This is a genomic window from Bacteroidia bacterium (assembly GCA_037045145.1).
Taxonomy (GTDB): domain Bacteria; phylum Bacteroidota; class Bacteroidia; order AKYH767-A; family OLB10; genus OLB10.
The window spans coordinates 828,273-849,563 of record JBAOIA010000012.1 but is presented as its reverse complement, the minus strand read 5'-3'; the positions used below and the strand labels follow the sequence as shown (position 1 = coordinate 849,563).

16 protein-coding genes are annotated in these 21,291 nt (G+C 36.3%); 9 read left to right on the top strand and 7 right to left on the bottom strand.

The genetic code is table 11. The features are described 5' to 3' along the window. Window positions 1-59 precede the first annotated feature (59 nt). Entirely contained in the window at window positions 60-1,766 is a 1,707-nt protein-coding gene (gene asnB, locus V9G42_13050) for an asparagine synthase (glutamine-hydrolyzing) (GenBank protein MEI2760350.1), read from the top strand. On the opposite strand, the gene V9G42_13045 is transcribed toward asnB, so the two are convergent. Both V9G42_13045 and V9G42_13040 read right to left on the bottom strand, forming a co-directional pair. Beyond that, entirely contained in the window at window positions 1,767-2,525 is a 759-nt protein-coding gene (locus V9G42_13045; GenBank protein ID MEI2760349.1) for an SDR family NAD(P)-dependent oxidoreductase, read from the bottom strand. A gap of 5 nt (window positions 2,526-2,530) precedes the next feature. Beyond that, the gene (locus tag V9G42_13040; protein ID MEI2760348.1) at window positions 2,531-4,444 is read right to left on the bottom strand and encodes an amino acid permease; all 1,914 of its coding nucleotides are present in this window, start codon (window positions 4,442-4,444) and stop codon (window positions 2,531-2,533) included. Window positions 4,445-4,622: 178 nt separating this feature from the next. Between V9G42_13040 and V9G42_13035 the strand changes: the two genes are divergently transcribed. Beyond that, window positions 4,623-7,274 (top strand): AsmA-like C-terminal region-containing protein, encoded by a 2,652-nt coding sequence (locus V9G42_13035; protein ID MEI2760347.1) that lies wholly within the window; start codon window positions 4,623-4,625, stop codon window positions 7,272-7,274. An 85-nt stretch (window positions 7,275-7,359) separates the two neighbouring features. Next, window positions 7,360-8,460 (top strand): redox-regulated ATPase YchF, encoded by a 1,101-nt coding sequence (ychF, locus tag V9G42_13030; protein ID MEI2760346.1) that lies wholly within the window; start codon window positions 7,360-7,362, stop codon window positions 8,458-8,460. Here ychF and V9G42_13025 read toward each other — a convergent pair whose 3' ends face one another. Next, complete coding sequence (locus tag V9G42_13025) at window positions 8,461-9,930, bottom strand: polysaccharide biosynthesis C-terminal domain-containing protein (GenBank protein ID MEI2760345.1); 1,470 nt, start codon at window positions 9,928-9,930, stop codon at window positions 8,461-8,463. It abuts the gene before it with no gap. Window positions 9,931-10,006: 76 nt separating this feature from the next. Here V9G42_13025 and V9G42_13020 point away from each other — a divergent pair, with 76 nt between their 5' ends. Genes V9G42_13020 through V9G42_13010 form a run of 3 tightly spaced genes read left to right on the top strand, consistent with a single transcriptional unit; the run spans window position 10,007 to window position 14,268 of the window. Then, the gene (locus V9G42_13020) at window positions 10,007-11,398 is read left to right on the top strand and encodes a T9SS type A sorting domain-containing protein (protein ID MEI2760344.1); all 1,392 of its coding nucleotides are present in this window, start codon (window positions 10,007-10,009) and stop codon (window positions 11,396-11,398) included. Between the two features lie 25 nt (window positions 11,399-11,423). Further along, entirely contained in the window at window positions 11,424-13,250 is a 1,827-nt protein-coding gene (locus tag V9G42_13015) for a DNRLRE domain-containing protein (GenBank protein MEI2760343.1), read from the top strand. A 7-nt stretch (window positions 13,251-13,257) separates the two neighbouring features. Beyond that, the gene (locus tag V9G42_13010) at window positions 13,258-14,268 is read left to right on the top strand and encodes a polysaccharide deacetylase family protein (GenBank protein MEI2760342.1); all 1,011 of its coding nucleotides are present in this window, start codon (window positions 13,258-13,260) and stop codon (window positions 14,266-14,268) included. Here V9G42_13010 and V9G42_13005 read toward each other — a convergent pair. Genes V9G42_13005 through V9G42_12990 form a run of 4 tightly spaced genes read right to left on the bottom strand, consistent with a single transcriptional unit; the run spans window position 14,265 to window position 17,978 of the window. Further along, window positions 14,265-15,221, bottom strand: a complete 957-nt coding sequence (locus V9G42_13005; GenBank protein ID MEI2760341.1) for a hypothetical protein — start codon at window positions 15,219-15,221, stop codon at window positions 14,265-14,267. The two genes, V9G42_13010 and V9G42_13005, sit on opposite strands and share 4 nt — an antisense overlap. Further along, window positions 15,209-16,255: a hypothetical protein gene (locus tag V9G42_13000; GenBank protein ID MEI2760340.1), complete on the bottom strand. Its 1,047-nt coding sequence runs from the start codon at window positions 16,253-16,255 to the stop codon at window positions 15,209-15,211. The genes V9G42_13005 and V9G42_13000 overlap by 13 nt, the downstream gene beginning before the upstream one ends. Next, entirely contained in the window at window positions 16,252-16,788 is a 537-nt protein-coding gene (locus V9G42_12995) for a hypothetical protein (protein ID MEI2760339.1), read from the bottom strand. Before V9G42_12995 ends, V9G42_13000 begins: the two co-directional genes overlap by 4 nt. 2 nt (window positions 16,789-16,790) lie before the next feature. Next, window positions 16,791-17,978 (bottom strand): histidinol-phosphate transaminase, encoded by a 1,188-nt coding sequence (locus tag V9G42_12990; protein MEI2760338.1) that lies wholly within the window; start codon window positions 17,976-17,978, stop codon window positions 16,791-16,793. Between the two features lie 75 nt (window positions 17,979-18,053). On the opposite strand from V9G42_12990, the gene V9G42_12985 reads away from it, so the two are divergent. From V9G42_12985 to V9G42_12975, 3 genes are all read left to right on the top strand, one after another. Next, window positions 18,054-19,193, top strand: coding sequence for a kelch repeat-containing protein (locus V9G42_12985; GenBank protein MEI2760337.1), 1,140 nt, complete (start codon window positions 18,054-18,056; stop codon window positions 19,191-19,193). Between the two features lie 89 nt (window positions 19,194-19,282). Further along, window positions 19,283-20,359 (top strand): glycosyltransferase, encoded by a 1,077-nt coding sequence (locus V9G42_12980; GenBank protein MEI2760336.1) that lies wholly within the window; start codon window positions 19,283-19,285, stop codon window positions 20,357-20,359. 83 nt (window positions 20,360-20,442) lie between these two features. Next, window positions 20,443-21,165 (top strand): class I SAM-dependent methyltransferase, encoded by a 723-nt coding sequence (locus V9G42_12975; protein ID MEI2760335.1) that lies wholly within the window; start codon window positions 20,443-20,445, stop codon window positions 21,163-21,165. Window positions 21,166-21,291: the final 126 nt, after the last annotated feature.

The following is a 21,291-nucleotide window of genomic DNA, read 5'->3' as shown; positions in this document are numbered from 1 at the left end:
ATTTGGTAAGGTGGAAAATCTAATTTTGCGCTTTCAAATTTATTGATCAGAACAAATATATGTGCGGTATAGCCGGCATTTTCAATTTTCAGCATAAACCCGTTGATTTATCAGTATTAAAACAAATGTCAGACACCATTTCCTACAGAGGGACTGATGGTGAAGGTATTTGGATAAATGAACAAAAGAATCTTGGTTTTGCGCACAGGCGATTGGCTATCATTGACCTTTCTGAAGAAGCAAGGCAGCCAATGCATTATCTGGGACGCTATACAATTGTTTACAATGGCGAAATTTATAATTATATCGAACTGAAGGCTGACCTTGAAAAGAAAGGGTATCAGTTTGTATCGCACTCCGACACGGAAGTGATACTTGCAGCATTTGACAATAAGCGTGAGAAATGTCTCGAAGATTTTGATGGTATGTTTGCCTTTGCAATATGGGACAATAAGTTGCAACAGCTTTTTTTAGCACGAGACCGTTTTGGTGAAAAGCCTTTGCGCTACTATATGGATAGTGAGCGGTTGGTTTTTGCATCAGAAATAAAAGCATTGTTCAAAGCCAAGGTTCCAAAGAAAGTTTCTAAAGAGAAGATGGAAAATTTCCTTGAGAATAATGTTTCAATTTATAATACTGAAACTTTTTTTGATGGAATAAAAAAACTGCCACATGGTCATTATGCTTTTGTGCAGAATGGCAATATTGATATCCGTGAGTATTACAGATTGCAATACAGGAACATTGTAGCCATGGACGATCATGAATGTGCTGAAGAGTTCAGAAGATTGTTTTTTTTATCCATAAGCAGGCGGTTACGAAGTGATGTCCCTGTGGCAACATCGTTTTCCGGAGGGCTTGATTCCTCGGGAATAGTGTGTGTAATGCATCAACTTAGAGAAAAAGTTAATTATAAATTATTCTCAGCTCGATTTGACGATGATGTAAAAGATGAAGGTAAATGGATGAAGTATATTACAGATTCACTCCATTTTCCTCAAGTAAATAAGCCGATTGAGCCTAAAGAAATTCTAGAAGAAATTGAAAAAATTGTCTATCATAACGAGATTCCAATTGGCTCAACATCGGTAGCAGCGCAATATCTACTTTACAAGGAGGTAAAAAATCATCATATTAAAGTTATTCTTGATGGTCAAGGTGCTGATGAAATGCTGGCAGGATATGGGCATTACCGTTTTCATTATTTAAACGACTTGTTGCTTCGTTTCAGAGTAATGGAATATATGAATGAGAGGCGGGCATATAATGATAGATATCAAAATTCACTTCCCATTGGACCATGGCAACTCACAAAAATGTTTCTTACAAAAACGGTAAGACCATTTGAGGATAATACACTCGGTTATCAATCTTTTAAAGCAGCACTTTTTAATGACATGGTGCAGAATCTGCAACAGTTATTAAACTTTTCTGACAGTAATTCTATGGCTCATGGTGTTGAAGCCAGGCTGCCATTTTTGTATCATAAACTGGTTGACTTTGTTTTTTCATTACCTGCCAATCAGATTTACAGAAATGCAACTACTAAGTATGTTTATCGTAATGCCATGAAAGGAATTATTCCGGATGTTATTCTTAATCGTAAAGATAAATTAGGTTTTGCACCGCCTCAGGAACGATGGCTTCCGCAATTTAAGCTCCCTGAAAAGTCAAGACTTCGTGAAATGGGTCTAACATATTCTGATAATCATTGGCGCAATTATATCTCAGAAGTTTTTTTAAAAGTAGCAGATACTCGTTATTGATTAGTCGGCTTTACGCAGTAAATGAGCTGTGTTTGCCTGTGCAGTTGGTGTGACAACAACATCATTTATGCAAACATGTGCAGGACGCGTTGCAACAAAATATACAATTTCTGCAATGTCGTCCGCAACTAATGGTTGAAAACCTTTATAAACCGCACTAGCTTTTTCAGCATCACCCTTCAATCTAACCAAAGAAAATTCCGTTTCAGCGGCACCCGGATTTACTGCACTGACTTTTATTCCATGCTCCAGCAAATCAATTCGCATACTTTTTGTCAAAGCATCAACAGCATACTTGGTGGCACAATAAACATTTCCTTTCATGTAAGCATCTTTTCCGGCAATAGATCCTATGTTGATAATGTGTCCACTTTTTTGTTTTATCATCAACGGAATGATATTCTTAGTTACATAAAGCAATCCTTTTACATTGGTATCTATCATTGTGTTCCAGTCGTCAGTTTTGCCATCCTGAATCAAATTTACTCCGGCTGCAAGACCTGCATTATTAACCAATGCTTCAATGTGTTTCCACTTGTTTGGAAGATTTTCAATAGCTTCATTAACTTGTTGTTCGTTGCGTACATCAAAAGGAAGACTGATAACATCTGCTCCAAGATTTTTTATTTCTTCTTCTAAAGTGCGTAGTCTGTCAGTTCTTCTTCCGTTAATAATGATGCTCCAATGGTGTTGTGCAAATTTTAATGCTATGGCTCGACCGAATCCCGCTGTTGCACCGGTAATAAAAATTGAAGGCATAATATTTATTTTTTTAAAAAATTTAACTTACTGTTCCTGTAGCTGTAACCAAAATAAATAATTAGTCCTACAGCCAGCCATATCGAAAATCCAATCCAGTTTGATATCCCCATTTCACTCATCATATAAAGGCAACACACCAACCCTAAAAGTGGAATAAGCGAAAGATTGTATTTCCATGTTAAGACACAAAGATACAGACATGAAATAATAAATATCCATGTAGGTATTTTATGTTTGAAAAGCCCTAGCCCCGATTCGTAAATTTCTTTATGCGACAATCCGTATTCCGTTAGTTTTTGAAGATAGGTATCTTCCTTTAGTTGCGAAAGATAGGTGGCCAGATCATTGTCAGATGCAGCAAAAGCATCAGCATCTTTTAAAGAAACAGTGGACATCAAATCTTTGATTCTTTCTGCTCCTAATGATGAAATCAGATTTTCAGTAGCGTAGGGTTGTGGTGTGTTCTTTAAAAAATTTGTAACGCCTTCTTTATTATATGTCAATGAGAGTATCATAGCAATAATTAGCATTACAGGGAAAATAAATTTCGCATTTACATAAGGTGTTTTAAAACTACCGCGAGGCGCATTAGGGGTTATTTGCATTTTTAATACTCCGGCACAAACCAGTACAAAAGCAAACAACGTTCCAATGCTGCAAAGGTCTGTCACCATGGTAAGGTTCATAAAAAGTGCAGGTATGGCTACTACAAATCCTGTTACAATAGAAGCAAATGAAGGGGTTTTATATTTGGGGTGAATGGTAGCAAATTTTTTCGGCAACAAACCATCTCTGCTCATGCTCATCCAGATGCGTGGCTGACCCAATTGAAAAACCAATAAAACACTTGCCATAGCAACAATAGCGCTGACGGCAATAATTGCCGACATCCATTTTAAATTCAATGCACTGAAAACATATGCCAAAGGATCCCCTACGGCCAATGTGCTGTAGTTTACCATTCCTGTAAGAACTAAGGCTATTGCAATATATAATACTGTGCATATTATTATTGCCCACATCATTCCGCGAGGTAAATCACGTTGTGGGTTTTTACATTCTTCTGCCGTTGTACTAATTGCATCAAAGCCGATGTAAGCAAAAAATACTGCCGACACACCTTTTAAAACTCCCGGAATACCGTTGGGTAAAAACGGATGCCAGTTATCTGTATTAATATAAAATAACCCTACGGCAATTACCAATAGCACAACAGAAAGTTTTACGATTACCATGGCATTACCTGCATTTTTTGATTCTTTTATACCTCTGTAAACAATCCATGTAATGATGAGAATAATTAAAAGAGCAGGTAAATCAGCAACAATATGAAGTGGACCAATTGTTGGTGCGCCCTGCCATGCTAAATAGGCATCGCGCACACCGGCATCAAGACTTTCAAGTGTTCTTCCACTAAGCATCAGCGCACCTGCTTTGCTGAATCCTTTTGCGGCTGTCAGGTAATCCATTGTCATCCATAAAGGCAGATGAATGCCCATACTATCGAGTAGTCCTGTTAAATAATCGCTCCATGAAATGGCAACGGTAATATTTCCAATGCCATACTCCATTATTAATGCCCAACCGATAATCCATGCAATAAATTCACCGAAGGCAACATAGCTGTAAGTATATGCGCTTCCACTAACCGGAACTAATGATGCAAACTCTGCATAAGCAAAAGCTGTGAAACCACAGGCAATGGCTGTAAATAGAAATAATAAAATTACACCGGGGCCACCTTGTGCGCTTGCATTACCTATAGTCGAAAAAATTCCCGCACCAATAATTGCGGCAATGCCCAATGCAGTGAGGTCACGCACGCCTAAATGCTTCGCTAATGAACTATGCTCTGAGGCATCTTCACCGGCACGTTTCATTATTTCAGCTACTGTTTTCTTTCTGAATAAATTCATGAACAGACAATATTATCCGGTCAAAAATATAATAATTTCACCCGCAAATCTATTTTGTTGTTTAATGTTGATTAATTCATTTTGTATTCCCCTATCAATTGGTTGCTATTGAATAATTTTGCGGCTTTCAATAATTCAATTAATTATCCGTTAACACAAAGGTAAAAATCGCTTATTTATGAAAAAGTTTCTTCGCATTTCTTTAATAGTTATTGTCATACTTTTTGCAGCAGCTTTTGTTGCTCCTTTTTTGTTTAAAGATAAAATTATTGCAGCCATTAAAAATGCAGCTAACGAAAACCTGACTGCAACTTTCGATTTTAAGGATTTGGATTTAAGCTTTATACGCAGTTTTCCCTCTGTATATTTAGCATTGAACGATGTTTCTATTGTAGGAAAAGATGTCTTTAAAGGCGATACACTTATTTCAGCTTCATCCGTTCAGATTAAAGCTGAGTTTTGGAAACTCATTACATCAGGAAATACGCAGATAAAATATTTCGGATTAATACAACCACGTATTCATCTTATAGCACTGAAAGACGGAAATGTAAACTGGGATATCACCAAACCTGAAAAAGAAACCCCTGCAAAAGCCGAAGAGTCTTCGCCATTTCATTTTTCATTGAAGAAGTATGAAATATCTAACGGTTATCTTTCATACAAAGATGAGGCTTTGGCAATGAGTACCGTACTCAATAATCTGAATCATACCGGTAGTGGTGACTTTACTCAGGATAATTTTTTACTGAAAACGCTGACTACAATTGATAAACTGACTTATACCTATGCAGGCGTGAGTTATTTGTATCAGGCAAAGGTTAACCTCAAAGCAGATTTGAACATTGAGTCTAAAACATCGAAATACACTTTTGCCGACAATGAATTAAGTATAAACGAATTTCCGCTAAATTTTTCGGGATTTGTTGCAATGCCTGCAGACGATATTTCAATGGATTTGAAATTTAATTCACCACAAACAGATTTTAAATATCTGATGTCGTTAGTTCCGGGTGCGTATAAAGATAATTTTAAAGAGGTAAAGACTTCCGGTAAGCTAGCCTTCAATGGTTTTGTAAAAGGTGTTTATTCAGAACATACCATGCCCGGGTTTGGCATTAATCTTACAGTAGATAATGGTAATTTTAAATACCCTTCATTGCCTGCAGCAATCAATAATGTGAATCTGAAATTAGCTGTCAGCAATCCGGATGGTGAGCCGGATCATACCATCATCAACCTGTCGAAAGCACATGCAGAGTTGGGTGCCGAGCCAATTGACGCACGTTTGTATGTAACAACCCCGGTAAGCAATGCCACCTTTGATGCTATGCTCAAAGGCACTGTCAATTTAGCTAATATTAAAAATTATATTCCAATGGATGAGCCATCGCTTTCAGGAATTTTCAAGAGTGATCTTAGCATTAGCGGAAATATGAATGCTGTGGAACAAAAACAGTTCGAGAAAATTAAGGCTGCAGGATGGATGTCTCTTACAGCAATGAACTATAAACCCAAAGATGGTCACACCACAAAAATTAATGAAATGAAACTCAGTTTTAACCCACGCACTGTTCAGTTAGAAAATTTAGATGCAGTGGTAGGGAAAAGCGATTTCAGAGCTAAAGGAGTTATAGATAATTTGCTTGGTTATTATTTTAAGAAAGAATTACTTAAAGGAGAATTTACTTTAAACAGTTATTTGGTTGACCTCAATCAGTTTATGACAGATGATGGCAATGCTGCTGCTGCCGATAGCACCGCATCAGGCGTTGCCGAAGTTCCGGAGAATATTGATTTTACATTGACCACTTCAATAGGAAAAATTCTTTACGAAAACAAAGTCATTGAGCAACTGAAAGGAAATGTTGCCATGCGCGACCGCACACTTGGATTCAATGATGTTAATTTTAAAATTTCCGGTGGTACGGTTGCACTCAATGGTGTATATCAGACTAAGGAGCGGAATGCGCCATATTTTAATTTTGATCTGGCATTACAGAATTTTGATATTCAGAATACGGTTAAAACATTCAGCACGGTAAGTAAGGTAGCTGCTATTGCCGAAAGGTGTAATGGAAAATTCTCTTCAGCATTTAATGTCAGTGGTAAAATGGATGAGAAAATGGATCCTGTTTTATCTACATTAAACGGAGGAGGCAAGTTAACCACACAAACAGTATCGCTGAACAATTTTGAACCTATCAATAAGTTAGCTGATGCACTAAAGATGCCACAATACAAACAAATGAACCTGTCGAATGTAAATCTGTCGTTTAAGTTTAAGAACGGCAGCATTTATGTTGACCCTTTTGAAACTACCTTGGCAGGCAGTAAGGCAATTATCAGTGGTTATTCAGGTTTTGACCAAAGCATCAACTACGATGTGAAGCTGAGTATTCCTAAGGCACTTATGGGAAGTACGGCATCAGGTGTTGTTAACGGAATGTTTGCCAGTGTAAATAAGGCAACAGGTGCATCGTTCACCATGCCCGATCCGGTAAACGTTAAAGTAAACATGGGTGGCACAGTTCAAAAACCGGTAATAAAAACATCACTTGCTGATGCAGGTAAAGGTTTGGCAGAAGGGGTGAAAGAAAAGGCTATGGAGCAGCTGGACGCCAAAAAAGAAGAACTGGAAGCCAAGGCAAAAGCCGAAGCGGAGCGACTAAAAAAAGAAGCAGAAGAGCGTGTGAAGTCAGAAGCCGACCGTTTGAAGAAAGAAGCTGAAGCCAAAGCCAAAGCCGAGGCCGATAGACTTAAAAAAGAAGCCGAAGAACGTGCTAAAAAAGAAGCCAAGGACAAACTGAATAATATTTTCGGGAAATAGTATTGCCGGTAAACAATTTTTAGCAGTGCTGAAATCATTTTTCAGAGGGTAAAAGTGTTATCTTTGCACCCTCAAAAAAAATAAAATGGGTTTGAAATGTGGAATTGTTGGCTTGCCTAATGTAGGAAAGTCAACGTTGTTTAACTGTTTAAGTAATGCCAAAGCTCAGGCTGCCAATTTTCCTTTCTGTACTATTGAACCAAACATTGGTGTGATTACAGTTCCTGACGAGCGGCTGAACAAACTGGAAACATTGGTAAAACCACAGCGCGTAGTACCTACTACTGTAGAGATTGTTGACATTGCAGGTTTGGTGAAAGGAGCCAGCAAAGGTGAAGGTTTGGGAAATCAGTTTCTTGGAAACATTCGTGAGACAGACGCCATCATTCACGTGTTGCGCTGCTTTGACGACCCCAACGTAGTACATGTTGATGGTTCTGTGAATCCGGTACGCGATAAAGAAACTATTGACTTTGAATTGCAGATAAAAGACCTTGAAGCTATTGACAAAAAAATTCAGCGTATAGAAAAAATTGCCCGTGTGGGCAATGATAAAGATGCAAAAAAAGCCTATGATGTATTGCAGGTTTTTAAAAGACATTTGGAAAGCGGCAATGCGGCACGCAGTGCGCCCGTGCAGCCTGAAGATTTTCAATATGTGGCCGATATATTTTTACTTACAGCAAAACCTGTACTCTACGTTTGCAATGTGGACGAAAAGTCTGTACTTACCGGAAACAAACATGTTGATGCCGTTCGCGAAAAAGTGAAAGATGAAAATGCAGAAGTGCTTGTTATAGCAGCCGCTATTGAAGCAGAGATAACCCAATTAGAAACCTTTGAAGAGCGTCAGATGTTTTTGACTGATTTGGGACTTACCGAATCAGGTGTAGCAAAACTCATTAAGGCAGCATATCGTTTGCTGCAACTGCAAACCTACTTTACGGCAGGCGAAAAAGAAGTTCGTGCATGGACCATCACCAAAGGTATGACGGCTCCACAGGCCGCAGGCGTCATACACACCGATTTTGAAAAAGGGTTTATTCGTGCCGAAGTTATCCGCTATAACGATTTCATTACGCTTGGCTCTGAACAGGCTTGTAAAGAAAGCGGAAAACTTTCTGTTGAAGGTAAAGAGTATGTAGTGAATGATGGCGATGTAATGCACTTCCGCTTCAACGTCTGATTAGATTTTTCTTTGCCACGGCAACAGGTGATGAAATTCTTCAAGCACCTTAAAGCGGTATATCATCATTAAATAAATTACCGTAACTATTACAGAACGATAAATCATATCAATAATTTTATTCTCCATTGAAGGCAATAGGTAGCTGATACCAAAACACAGGAGCATTGCAGCCACAATCACCAGCATTTTCTTATCAAATGGATGCAGGTGATAAAACTTCCAAACCACTGCCGACATAAACACATTGTACAAAACATAACAAGTAACTGTGGCAATGGCAGCACCGTTAAGCCCCAACCAGGGGATAAAAACTATTTGCAAAGCAACAGACACAAGGGCTAAAGCAATAAGAAATAATGCACCCCAACGATATTTATCTGAATTGAAAAGAATAGGAGCATTAGCACCGGTAATCATATTGATTAAAGTTCCGAAGCTGATAATAAGTACTACAGAAGCACCCTGCTGATAGCCTTCAGGTAAAAAACTCAGCAAATTCACAATGTTTATGTTGATGCCCGTAAAAAGCAGTCCGCCTAATGCTAGCATATACAATGATGATTTGCGGTAAATTTCAAGAATATCTTTTCTGTTATCTTCAGCCCAGGCAAATGCAATGCGCGAGGCCGCAATTTTTTCCAATGCCGTAAGTGGTGCTTCAATCACTGTAGGAATAAAAGCTGCAATGGTGTAAATACCTACAAAACTCAGGGGCAAATATTTGCCAAGCATGATGCTGTCTAAATATTTTAAGCCTATTGAAGCTACTCCTGCAAACCACAACAGCAGCCCGTAGTTGACCAACTGAAGAAAATTTTTTTCACGAAAATAAGGCATATCAATTTTAAACTTTGGCTTGTCGAACTGAAAAATGTAAGCTAATAGCAACAGCAATTGCAAACCATATAAAAGCACATAGCAGGCAATAAACTGTTGCAGTGTAATCCATTTCAAAAAGTAGGTGGTAATGACAGCAATCACCAGCAAACGTGCAACCACATCATTTAAAAAAGCAGGTATGGTGGACTTGTAATTGGCATAGCAGTAAACATTAAGGCACGATATGACTGCGAGAATGAATGTGAGCGGAAATACATAATAAAAATATTCGGTAAAGAGTGGCGATTCTTTAATATATTGCCCAACTATAAAATCTTTAAGCAGCCACAATACAATTGCCGTCACCACAAAGCCCAATGCCGGAAACAAAAGCATAAAAGTAAAATAACCATGATGATTCCTATCACTATCTTTAAAAAGCGGGAAATATTTGGTAGTGGCATTGCCTATACCCAATGGCACGAACATGGCCATGAGCATAGAAAAGGAATAGAGAATGCGTGTAAGCCCTAGTTCTTCTTTTGTAAGAAACTGAGGTTGAATGACTATGAGACTCACAAACCCAATGGCAATACCCAAGTAGGTGGTAATGGTGTTCTTTAATCCCTGCCGTTGAATGACGCCCATTTTATAATTAACTCTTGTTTCTTAAATTATTTGGTGTAATTTTGTTAGCAAGAGTAGCCAATAATTAAATTAAATCATGAAAAAATTTTTACTTTATTTCAACCTCTTGGCGTTGATGTGTTTGGTGTTGGAGGCGCAAGGGCAGAAAGAAAATTTTATATGGTGTTTTGGAAATCATGCAGGAATAGATTTTAGAACCAATCCACCATCGTTCCTTAATGGAACAATAAATAATAGTTTAGATAACACATCATCTATCTCGGATTCTGCAGGTAATTTGTTGTTTTATACAGATGGCGTAAACGTTTACAGTGCCAATGGAAGTATTATGCCTGGCGGAGTACCTTTGATGGGTAGTAGCAATGGTGGGCAATGTGCATTAATAGTGCCACGCCCCGGAAGCAATTTATACTATGTTTTTACGGTAGATCAGTATCACAACAATAAGGGCTGCAGGTATAGTATTGTTGACATGAGTTTGAATAGCGGCAGCGGAGCAATAATTTCCAGCAATAATTTATTGTTTACTCCTTCAACAGAAAAATTGGAAGCTGTTTATAATTGCAACGGCAATTATTTTTGGATCATTACCCATCCTTGGGGCTCCAATGAGTTTTATGTATATAAATTAGATGCAAGCGGCTTAATAGCTATGCCGGTTGTCAGTCAGGTGGGCAGTGTTCATGCCAATGCTTTTAACAATGCCATGGGACAAATGACTTTGTCGCCTGACAAACAGCGGTTGGCATGTGCCATTTATGATGACGGACTGATTGAGCTTTTTGATTTTGATATAAACACAGGTATTCTTTCCAATGCCATCACTTTAACCGGGTTTGTGCATCCATGGGGTATTGCATTTTCATCTAACAGTCAGATGCTATATTATACAACTTGGTACACTACAGATATTCATCAGCTAAATGTGTCACTTGTTAATTCTACATCAATATTGAACAGCAAGGTTAATATTGGAACAGTTTCCGGACCCGGTACACAAGGATATTATGCCGGCTATATGCAATTGGCACCGGATGATAAAATTTATATTGCATCGTTTGATGATAATTTTCTAGGCGTTATCAATAACCCAAATGCACAGGGCAATGCAGCATTGTTGGTTGATAATGGTTTTTATTTGCCTGGGGCTGTATGTAATGTTGGAATTTGCAGAAGTGTTTCAAATTATTGTGAGGAGACAGCTGTCAGCGAGTTTGCTTATCAAAATTCGGTGAGTCTGTACTCGCTTACCGAGCCAACAAGTTTAGTTTTAAAAAACAATAGCCACACAACTTTAAGCAAGCTGACATTAAAAATTTACAACGCTTTGGGTCAGGAAGTATATGATGAAAAAATTGAACAGTTGAATTCTTCCTATTTAGTAAACTGTCATCTCCAAGGCAGCATATATTTTGTCTCACTGGAAAATCAAAAAGCTTATTTCAGATTTAAAATTTTATTAAATTAATAACAATAAATCTAAAAACCGCATTATGATGAAAATAAGTAAAATTTTAGTACTGATTGTAACAATATCATCTGTTGTTGAAGTGAATGCACAAACTTTTTCATGGAAACAAAAAGCTACTTTACCCGGGTTAAGCCGGTGGGGAGCCTATAAATTTGTCATTGGCAATTTAGGCTTTGTTGGCGGAGGATATCACAATAGCAGTCTGACTGATTTTTGGCAATACAATCCAATAAACAATGTTTGGACACAAATGAGTAATTGCCCCATAGCAACACGCACTGCAGGTTCTTTTTCAATAGCAGGATATGGTTATGTTGTTGGCGGAATTGTTTCTCCCGGCTCTAACATTACCAATAGTATGTATCAATACAATCCTTCCAATAATACATGGCTGCAAAAAGCATCTTATCCCGGTATTCCAATTTTTGGTGCTGCTTCTTTTGCAATAGCAGGAAAAGGATACTACGGAGTGGGTAATGCCGGTGTTGCAACAGGACCTTACTATAATGATTTTTATGAGTATGATCCTGTGAATGATTCATGGACACAAAAGGCTCAGTTTCCGGGTGCCGGTCGTTATGGTGTTCATGGTGTAGCTACTTCAAACTATGGTTATGTTGGTTTTGGTTTAGATGAAAATACAGGTCTTTTTTATAAGGACTGGTATCAGTATAATCCTGCTACAAATATGTGGATTCAAAAACAGGATTATCCTTTTATACTTTCAAATCCATCTTCTTTTTACATCAATAATAAAATATATTTGGGTACAGGACATATAGATACGTCTGTCTATGACTTTATCTATAGTTATGATGAAACAGCCAATACATGGACTCCGGAGCCTACGTTTATTGGGAGTGGCAGATGGTGTGCTTTTGGCTTTGCAATTAATAATATTGGCTATTTGGGTACTGGGACAGATTTAGGTGGAACAAATACTTATGATGATTTTTATGAGTTTTCACCTGATTCCCTACAAGATTCAGTGTTATGTTTGACATTGAAACCAAATAGTGATGGAGGAAAAGATATTCACGTTCTAAGTGGCTTGCCAAATACAAATGTTGACCCTCATCAGGAATTTGTATTCTGTGGCTGGACATGTCAAGGCTCACCATGTAATGACAGGGCACTTATACAGTTTAATATGTCTGTAATACCTGCAAATGCAACTTTAATAAGTGCCACCTTAGGTCTCCATGCCAACCCCAGTCCGATTGTAATACCTACGGCCAATTATGGCAGTAACAATGCTTTTCTAATTCGGAGAGTGACAAGCCCATGGAGCGAAAGTACGGTGACGTGGAATACACAACCAACAACTACAACACAGAATGAAGTGTTAGTTCCACAGTCAACATCATCCGGGCAAAGCTACCTTAATCTTGATGTAACGGCTTTGGTAAACGATATGAGAAACGACCCACAAAATTCTTTTGGCTTTATGATGCGCTTGGTAAATGAAATCCCCTATAATGGACGTGATTTTGCCTCGAGCGATCATCCTGATTCTACAAAGTGGCCAAGCATTACCTATTGTTTTATCATACCGACAGGCATCAATAACCTACAGGAGTCACAAGCCTACTTTAAAGTCACGCCTACGGTTTTTACTGATAAAATCAGTGTTGAGTTTTTAGCGTTGTCTAAAAAAGTGCAATTTGAAATTTTGGATATTTCCGGAAAAGTAATTTTTAGAAAAGTTGTTGATGGTGTCCCCAATAAATATCAAAAATTGGATGTTTACGAAAACGAGTGTAGTAGTGCTTTGAGGAATGGCGTGTATCTTGTGCGCCTTATAAGTAATGACATTGTAATGACAAAAAGAATAGTCAGGTTAAATTAATAGAGTGGTGAGATTGATTAAAACAATTGCAAGAAACTATGTTTTTCCATTTTTAACCCAAACAGGATTAGTAAAAGTTATTGCCTCCAATGCATCAGGCAACAGAATCATTGTGATGTTTCATGGTGTTGTTAAACAAACTGATTTTGAATTGTCTGTAAATCATATTTCCTGTATAGATTTTGAGAGACAGATAAAATACTATTCCGAAAATTTTAAAATAGTTTCGTTAAGCGATATTTTTAATTCTTGGCATGAGGGTGATGTTAAAGAAAGATTGATGGCTATAACATTTGATGATGGTTATGAGAATAACTACACCAATGCATTTCCCATACTCCAAAAATACCAAGCACCTGCTACGATTTTTGTGGTAACAAAAATACTGGAGTCTCTTGATTATGTATTATGGTATGACCTGATTGATTTGGTAAAGCAAAAAGTAAGTATTGATTTTTTTAAAAACAAAGCTCATTTGCTGTCTGAGAGTAGAAGAGAAATAATAGCCAATTCAGTTAACTGGAATCAGTTAAAAGATGGAATGAAGAAGTTGGATACAAAAGAAAAGGAATTGATTCTGCAGAGGCATGACCCCCAAATTATTCAAACATTATGTCAGGGGAATAAGGAGTATAGAAACGTACTTAATAAGAATCAAATGCTTGAGATGATAGAATCAGGATTGGTTGAGATTGGGTCGCATACACACAATCATCCAAACCTTGACCAGATAAGTATTGAAGAAGCGAAAATTGAAATTGAATATTCAAAAAAACTAATAGAGCAAACATTAAATTATAAAGTAAAATCCGTAGCCTTTCCTGACGGAGCCTATAATGAATCAGTAAAGAAACTTTGTCTCGATGCAGGTTTTAAAAATCTTCTTGCTGTTGATTATAAATTACCATCTGACCAAAGCGATATAAGCATTTTGCCCCGATATTGTGTCAGCAATACCACTACTGTCGAGTCAAATATTGTACAGATTTATAATTCTTTTAGAAAAAAAGGGTTTTAAAAGGTATCTAAATCGGCTTCACAAACTTGAAATGCTTCAATTGGAAAGTCTTCGTCAAATAATAAATAGCCAAATTCTGCACCTTTTTCAGGTTTCAAATACTTTGAAAACTGATTATCCCAATATGTAGCGGGAGAGAAGCGAAATGTTACAATGTCTGCACCGATTAAAAAAGCATAAACTTTTATTTTTTTTATTATCTCTGTAGTTGTGATAAGGCTTGATTTTTCTATATCTCCAATATATAAGAATCCATCAGGTTTAATCCAACATTTTAAATTGCCTTGGTGTAGAATATAACTGCCATTAAATTTTTTATAATTAAAGAATTTACTATTGTGAGGTATTCCACCATAATTTGTAGATATGATTGTGTTTTCGAAAATATCAGAGTGTTTAATCAATAACTTGTTAATAATGTATAAATATAGATTATATATAGGTTTTAAAAATTTAACCTTTTTAGAAATTTTCAATAACGGAAAAGTGTAAATTCTGATTTTATAAACATTTAAGTTGCCTTTGAACTGAAAATTTAACTTGTTTAGCAATACAGGGTATGATTTCTTATTTGGAAACCCATAAACCATTTTAGCTCCATTACCAGCTGCTAATCTATATGTCAGTTTCGCTAATTGAGAGAAGAGAGATTTACCAAAATGACTGCTATGCGTCATTGTGTCACCTGATTGCACTACGTAGTATTGACGCCCTTGATATACATACGGATGTGCATAAACACCGTAAAAAGCAGCAGGTTGATTGCTTTCTTTATGATAAGCTATATATCCGAGGTTGGTAGCTCCAAAAGCATCGGTTTTGTTTTTATTAATAAAATACGCAATGCCCGGGTCAATATTAAAAGCACTTTTTGAGATATAAACCAAGTCTTTGTAATGCTTAGGCTGTAACCGCTCAAAGCGATATTCTGTGTTTTCAGTTATTTCATCCATTTGTTGAACACTTTTAATCGGAGTGAATATACATTTTCAACATAAAGTTTATCCCATGAGTTTGAAAAAAGTAACATTTTTTTATATTGTCCATAAGAAAAAAGTTTATTTGTCAAATCAGCAGGAGGATTTGGTTGATAGAAGGGACTCACTTCTAAAAAGTACGGTTCTGTGTCCAAATCATCATTCTCCCAGGCAACATCAAATGCTCCTGTTGTAATTTGTAGTTTTTTAAAATTTTCAATAATATAATTTCTCCATTTCTCTGGAAAAGAAATAAAGTCAACATCACTTCCATGGCTTGTGCTTGTTGGTTTCCACTCAGTACCTTTGTTTATTCTCCAGTAGTGGAGCAATATCTCATCACCACAAAGTATTACCCTTAAATCTTTTCTGATGTTCAATAATTCCTGTATAATTATTTTGTCATTGTTCTTAATAAAAAGCGGGTCTGATATCAACAAGTTAAGTTCGTTTTCAGAATTGCACTTGTGGACACCCAAGGATGCATGAGAGTGTAGCTCCTTCACCAAAAGTGGAAACCGGTAATTATTGTTTATGTTAACTGATGTTGTATTTGCAATTGCAGTTCTTGGAGTGCGTATATTTAATTCTTCAAATTTTTGGTGCATGAACTCTTTGTTTTCCCAAAACAGAATTTCATAAGAAGAAAGAAAAATTTTGTTTTGTTTATTTTCAGCTTCATGTGCTAAATGCGAAAGTTGCTCTGCATTGCTCATTGTATTTGAGGTATTAAACAAATCGGAAGGGTTATAGCATATCCTTCGGTTTGTGTAGCTGCCAAAATTATTGTTGATATGTAGTTTTATTTTTTGATTGAGCTTTAGTAGTACAGCAATGTTCAATAAATCCAACTCAAGCGAATTAATAAAGTAATTTTTGACAATGCCGGGTATTACAATAATAACACCTTCTTTTCGAGAATAGTTTTTGTAAAAAGCAAGCCAGTTGATTTTGCTTAAACAATACCACAGTCGGAATAATCGCTTAATGTTTCTTTTGATGAAATTCATGACTCTTGCATTTGCAATTTCAATATCGTGGAATAACCGATATGTTTTAGTTTTAATTTTTTAAGTTGACTTATTTCATTTTCATAAAATCTGATGCAACCATGCTCATGGTTATATGATAAATCATCAATAACAATTGTTTTATATTCTAAATAGTATTTTTGAATTAGATTGATTTTATCTTTAGGGTGTTTTACCATTATAGTATTAAAAATATCAGCCTTTAGACCGTTGTTGTTGAGCCATTTTATTGTTGTGAAGTATTGTTTGTAGCTCCGTGCAGTGATAAACACAAGTTTTCTGTTTGAAGGAGCGTATGAATTAATTAGAATATTAATAATTTTTGTATGTGGTTTAAGGTTTAGTAGTCGGTCTTTTTCAGAACGATGTGCTTTACTTAGTGAGGGGTAGGTATCGGCCAGTGTATTGTCAATATCAATAAAATATAAGTACTTGTTTTTGGCAAATAAGGCATTGATGAACCCCAAAAAATTAAACCATACTTTAAATATGAATTCAAAAATTGCTTTCAAAATTATTTGCCTGTTTTGAAAAAATCTTTTAAAGACTGGATGATATAGGTGTTTTCTTCTCTGGTACGTGATGCGAGCCTTATATACTCTCCTTCAAGTCCTATTTTATCACTACATGTTCTTACGTAGATACCATATTTGATTAATAGTGCTGTAACAAAGTCATCGGCCTTTAGCCCATTATTTAATTCCAGAAGAACGAAATTAGCTCTTGACGGATAAACGGTAAGTCCTTCAATTGCGCAGAGCTCATTAATAAATTCTATTGTTTCTTGAATATATTTTACACGAGCCTGATTGTAGTCGTTGGCAAAATCTGTTCTAGCATACAATCGGAAAAAATATTCGCTAAGTCCATTACTGTTCCACAAATACCCGTTTTGGAGTAACGTTTTAATTTTGTCAGGCGACATAATAGCATATCCTGCACGAATTCCTGCAATTCCAAAATCTTTAGACATGCTTTTGATTATGATCAAATTTGAATATTCAGAAAGTAAATTTGCTGTATTTATTGGATTAAAGGAATCATCTTCATATGCAAAATGAATGAAACTTTCGTCTATAATAACATTTTCAACATCTTTTACATTGTCTAATATTTTTCTGATATCATTATGCTCGATATAGCCGCCATCCGGATTATTTGGATTTATGATAACAATAGTATCAGGTCTGTTGCTTTTAATAAATTCAACATACTTGTTGATGTTTAAATGATACTTATCTTCTTTTTCAAGTTTGTTGTAGATTACCTCAATATCGTCTTTAACAAATTCGTAATAAGAGGAGAATGTAGGGATATTTATCACTATCTTCTTTCTTACAAAGTTGTGTATAACTGCCTGAATAATTTCAATAGCACCATTGCCTATGAATACGGAGTTGGAATTGATATGTAAAAAATTAGCAATGATTTCAGCAATAACCTGATTTTGTGATGGATAAAATTCAAGTAGTTCTCTTATTCGTCCTGTTTCAATAATCTCCTGAGTGAAATAATTCAGAAACAAATCTGTAGCATATGGATTGGATAAAAAACAGGCATCAATTTTGATATTTAATTCAGGTAATTTTTGTTTGAATGTAAAGATGCTTGGCGAATGTGATCCTGCTTCATTTTTTAACTGAAGAAATTTTTTTGTTAATATTTCCTCATCAACATCAAATAGCTTTGTATTTCCGGTCATTTATAGTAATATTGCTGTACAAAATTAACCTTTATCATTAATGTTATGAAAATTAAAAGCATTTGTTTTTTTACAATGTTATCCATACAGAGTTTTGCAACTTATGTTTGGACACAAAAAGCAACGTTTCCCGGGGTGGCACGAATAGAACTTGCTTCATTTTCTATAGGAGTAAATGGTTATATAGCATGTGGAATTGGCTCCAATGTCAAATTCAATGATTGCTGGCAGTGGAATTCAACCTCTAATGTTTGGACACAGATGGCATCATTGCCATCCATGGCACGATATGGATGTAGTGGTTTTTCAATTAATAGTAAAGGGTATGTTGTTTGTGGTTGGAATGCTCCGGGTCAACAGCTAAATGAATTATGGGAGTTTTCACCGGTATCTAACAGCTGGATGTTAAAAGCAAGTTTTCCGGGTTCTGCTCGTTATACTGCATCAGCATTTGTAATAAATGATATTGCTTATGTCGGTTTGGGCTATCAGCCCTATACAAATGATTTTTATAAGTATGATGGCATTACTGATACATGGACACAAATTTCGAATTTTCCAGGAGTACCCCGGCAAAATGCCAGCGGTTTTGCAGTTAATGGTAAAGGTTATGTAGTTGGCGGTCATGTTGACCCAAGTACTGATTTAAACGACCTTTACGAATATGACCCTGTAACAGATGTATGGACTAATAAAGCACCTCTGTTTTCTAATGGAAGGTTTGGCGCAAGCGCATTTGCTTTTAACAATCTTGGATTTTATGGTATGGGAGGCACATATCAGGTTAATTTTAATGATTTTTACGAATATAATCCTCTGAACGATGTATGGACATCTATTCCTTCAATTTCTGGAATAGCACGTAAAAGTACCGGAGAGTTCAGCATTGGAAATGCAGGTTACGTATATGGAGGGAATTATCTGAATGGTACTTTTTCAAACGATCTTTGGGAGCTTTCTGATGTTACCTCAATAAAACCTTCTAAGGGGTTTGTAGCTTCTGTATACTATCATATTTCAACATCTGAACTGGTAGTAAATACAAATCTTGATAGAGAGACTTATCTTTACATTTATGATGTCAATGGTAAGATAATTGCCGATTATAATATTAAGGCCGGTCAAAAAGTATCTACACTATTATTGTCATTGGATGCAGGTTTATATTTTTACAACCTTGGAGATTTTAAGTCGGGCAAGTTTGTTGTTAGTTGATAATTACATTTGCTACTGCCTTCAATTTACACTTTTCAACTCCTGGGTATGAAAAGCATATTAGCTACTTTCGCAGATAAAAATTCTCAGTGAAAAAATCAAAACTGATTTTTGTTTTTCCCAACACATCATCATTTGTCAGGCGTGATATTGGCATCATGCAGGAGCAGTATAACGTAATTACTTTTTCTTTCAACCCATCCAAAAAAATATTGCTGCCTATTGTTTTTGTAAAACAGTTTTTGTTTTTGCTATACCATCTGCCGGCTGCCAGAATAGTTGTTTGTCAGATAGCGGCTTATCACAGTTTTTTGCCGGTTCTTTTAGCCAGGCTTTTCAGAAAGCCTTCTGTTATTTTTCTTGCAGGCACAGACTGTGCCCGTTTTCCATCGTTGCAATACGGTAATTTCTGCAAGCCTGTGCTGGCATGGTTTACGGCAGTCAGTGTGCGCTGTGCCACACACCTGGCGCCCAAGCACGGCTCTTTAATTAAGGCACCCTATCACTACGACTTCAGTGGAGCACCCGAGCAAGGTGTTGCCTGTTTTGTAAAAGACCTACAAACACCATACACTGTAATACCCAATGGTTTTGACGAGACTGTTTACTACCCTTTGCCTGTAACGCGCAAGCCTCAATCTTTTATCACCGTAGCTGTGGGTATAGGTACATCTAATATCAATACGCTCAAAGGTGTGGATATGATTGTTGAGGTGGCGCAACTTCTCCCTGCCTGCACATTCACGCTGGTGGGTGTTGAGGGCAGACGGGGGTTGAGTAATTTACCTCCGAACATCACTTGTTTGCCACCACAAGACACCGGGCAACTGCAGCACTTGTATTCCGGGCATCAGTATTATTTACAACTGTCGCTCAGCGAGGGTTTCCCCAATGCCGTTTGCGAGGCCATGCTTTGTGGTTGCATACCCATAGTGTCGGATGTTAATGCCCTGCCTGACATTGCAGCAGGGTGTGGCTTTGTAGTAAAACAAAGAAATAAAGAAATGCTGAAAGCTGCCATAGAAAAAGCTTTGCAGATGAATACAACATCAATGGCGCAAAAGGCTGTGGAACATATCAGAAAGGAATATACGATGCAGAAGAGGAAGGAGCAGTTGTACGAACTATTTGATTATTTACTAAAATCGAATTCAAATGGATTATAATATAGTGGTATTTATTATTAAAAGGTAGTTGTCATATATTGAAGAGTTGATTTTATTTTATTTTTGTGAAATAATATAGAGTAATGGAGAAAACATATCAGGAAGTAGCTGATTACTATGATAAGATTTGGAATGATCTGGAACAAGAGTCAAAAACAGGTGTTCTAAGCCGACATAGAATGATTCTTTTAAAACTTAAACAGGCTGGATTTAATTCTAAATCTACATTACTTGAAATCGGATGTGGTATTGGTACTCTTTCCTCTTATTTGGCGAAGACTAACATTGACGGAAAAGTTGATGCTGTTGATATTAGTCCAGCGACAATTGAATTTGCAAAAAACAAGTACAAAGGACTAAAGAATCTAGAATTTCTTGTTTCAGACATGACAGATTTTTCAATAGATAAAAAGTATGACTTTATCCTTTTTCCAGATGTACTCGAGCATATTCCTGTTGAAGCTCATGAGAATATTTTTAATACAATTAAAAATTTCTGTCATGATAATTCAATAGTTGCTATTAATCTTCCTACTGCCAGAAGTTTGCGTTGGTTTCATAAGAACAAACCCGAAGCATTACAGATAATTGATCAGGATATTGAATCGGATGGTTTAATAGGTCAGCTTTATAAACACGGTTTCTATCTGATTTCAAAAGAAACATATTCATTATATTTTGTTCAACCTGATTACGAATGGTTTGTTTTTAAAGTGCAAAGAGAATTCAATGAGATGGAGTTGAAATCAAAGATATCTGTGTTGTTAAATAATATTAAGTTACGTATTTTAAACCTTATTAATTAAGAAAAGTAAGTGTTTTACTGAGTATCTTGGTGAGTTATATAACTTCAACTAAGTTTAATATTTTCTTTTATGATGGTGGAGATTAATTGTACTCAATTTTTTTAATGACATTGAATTAATAATTGT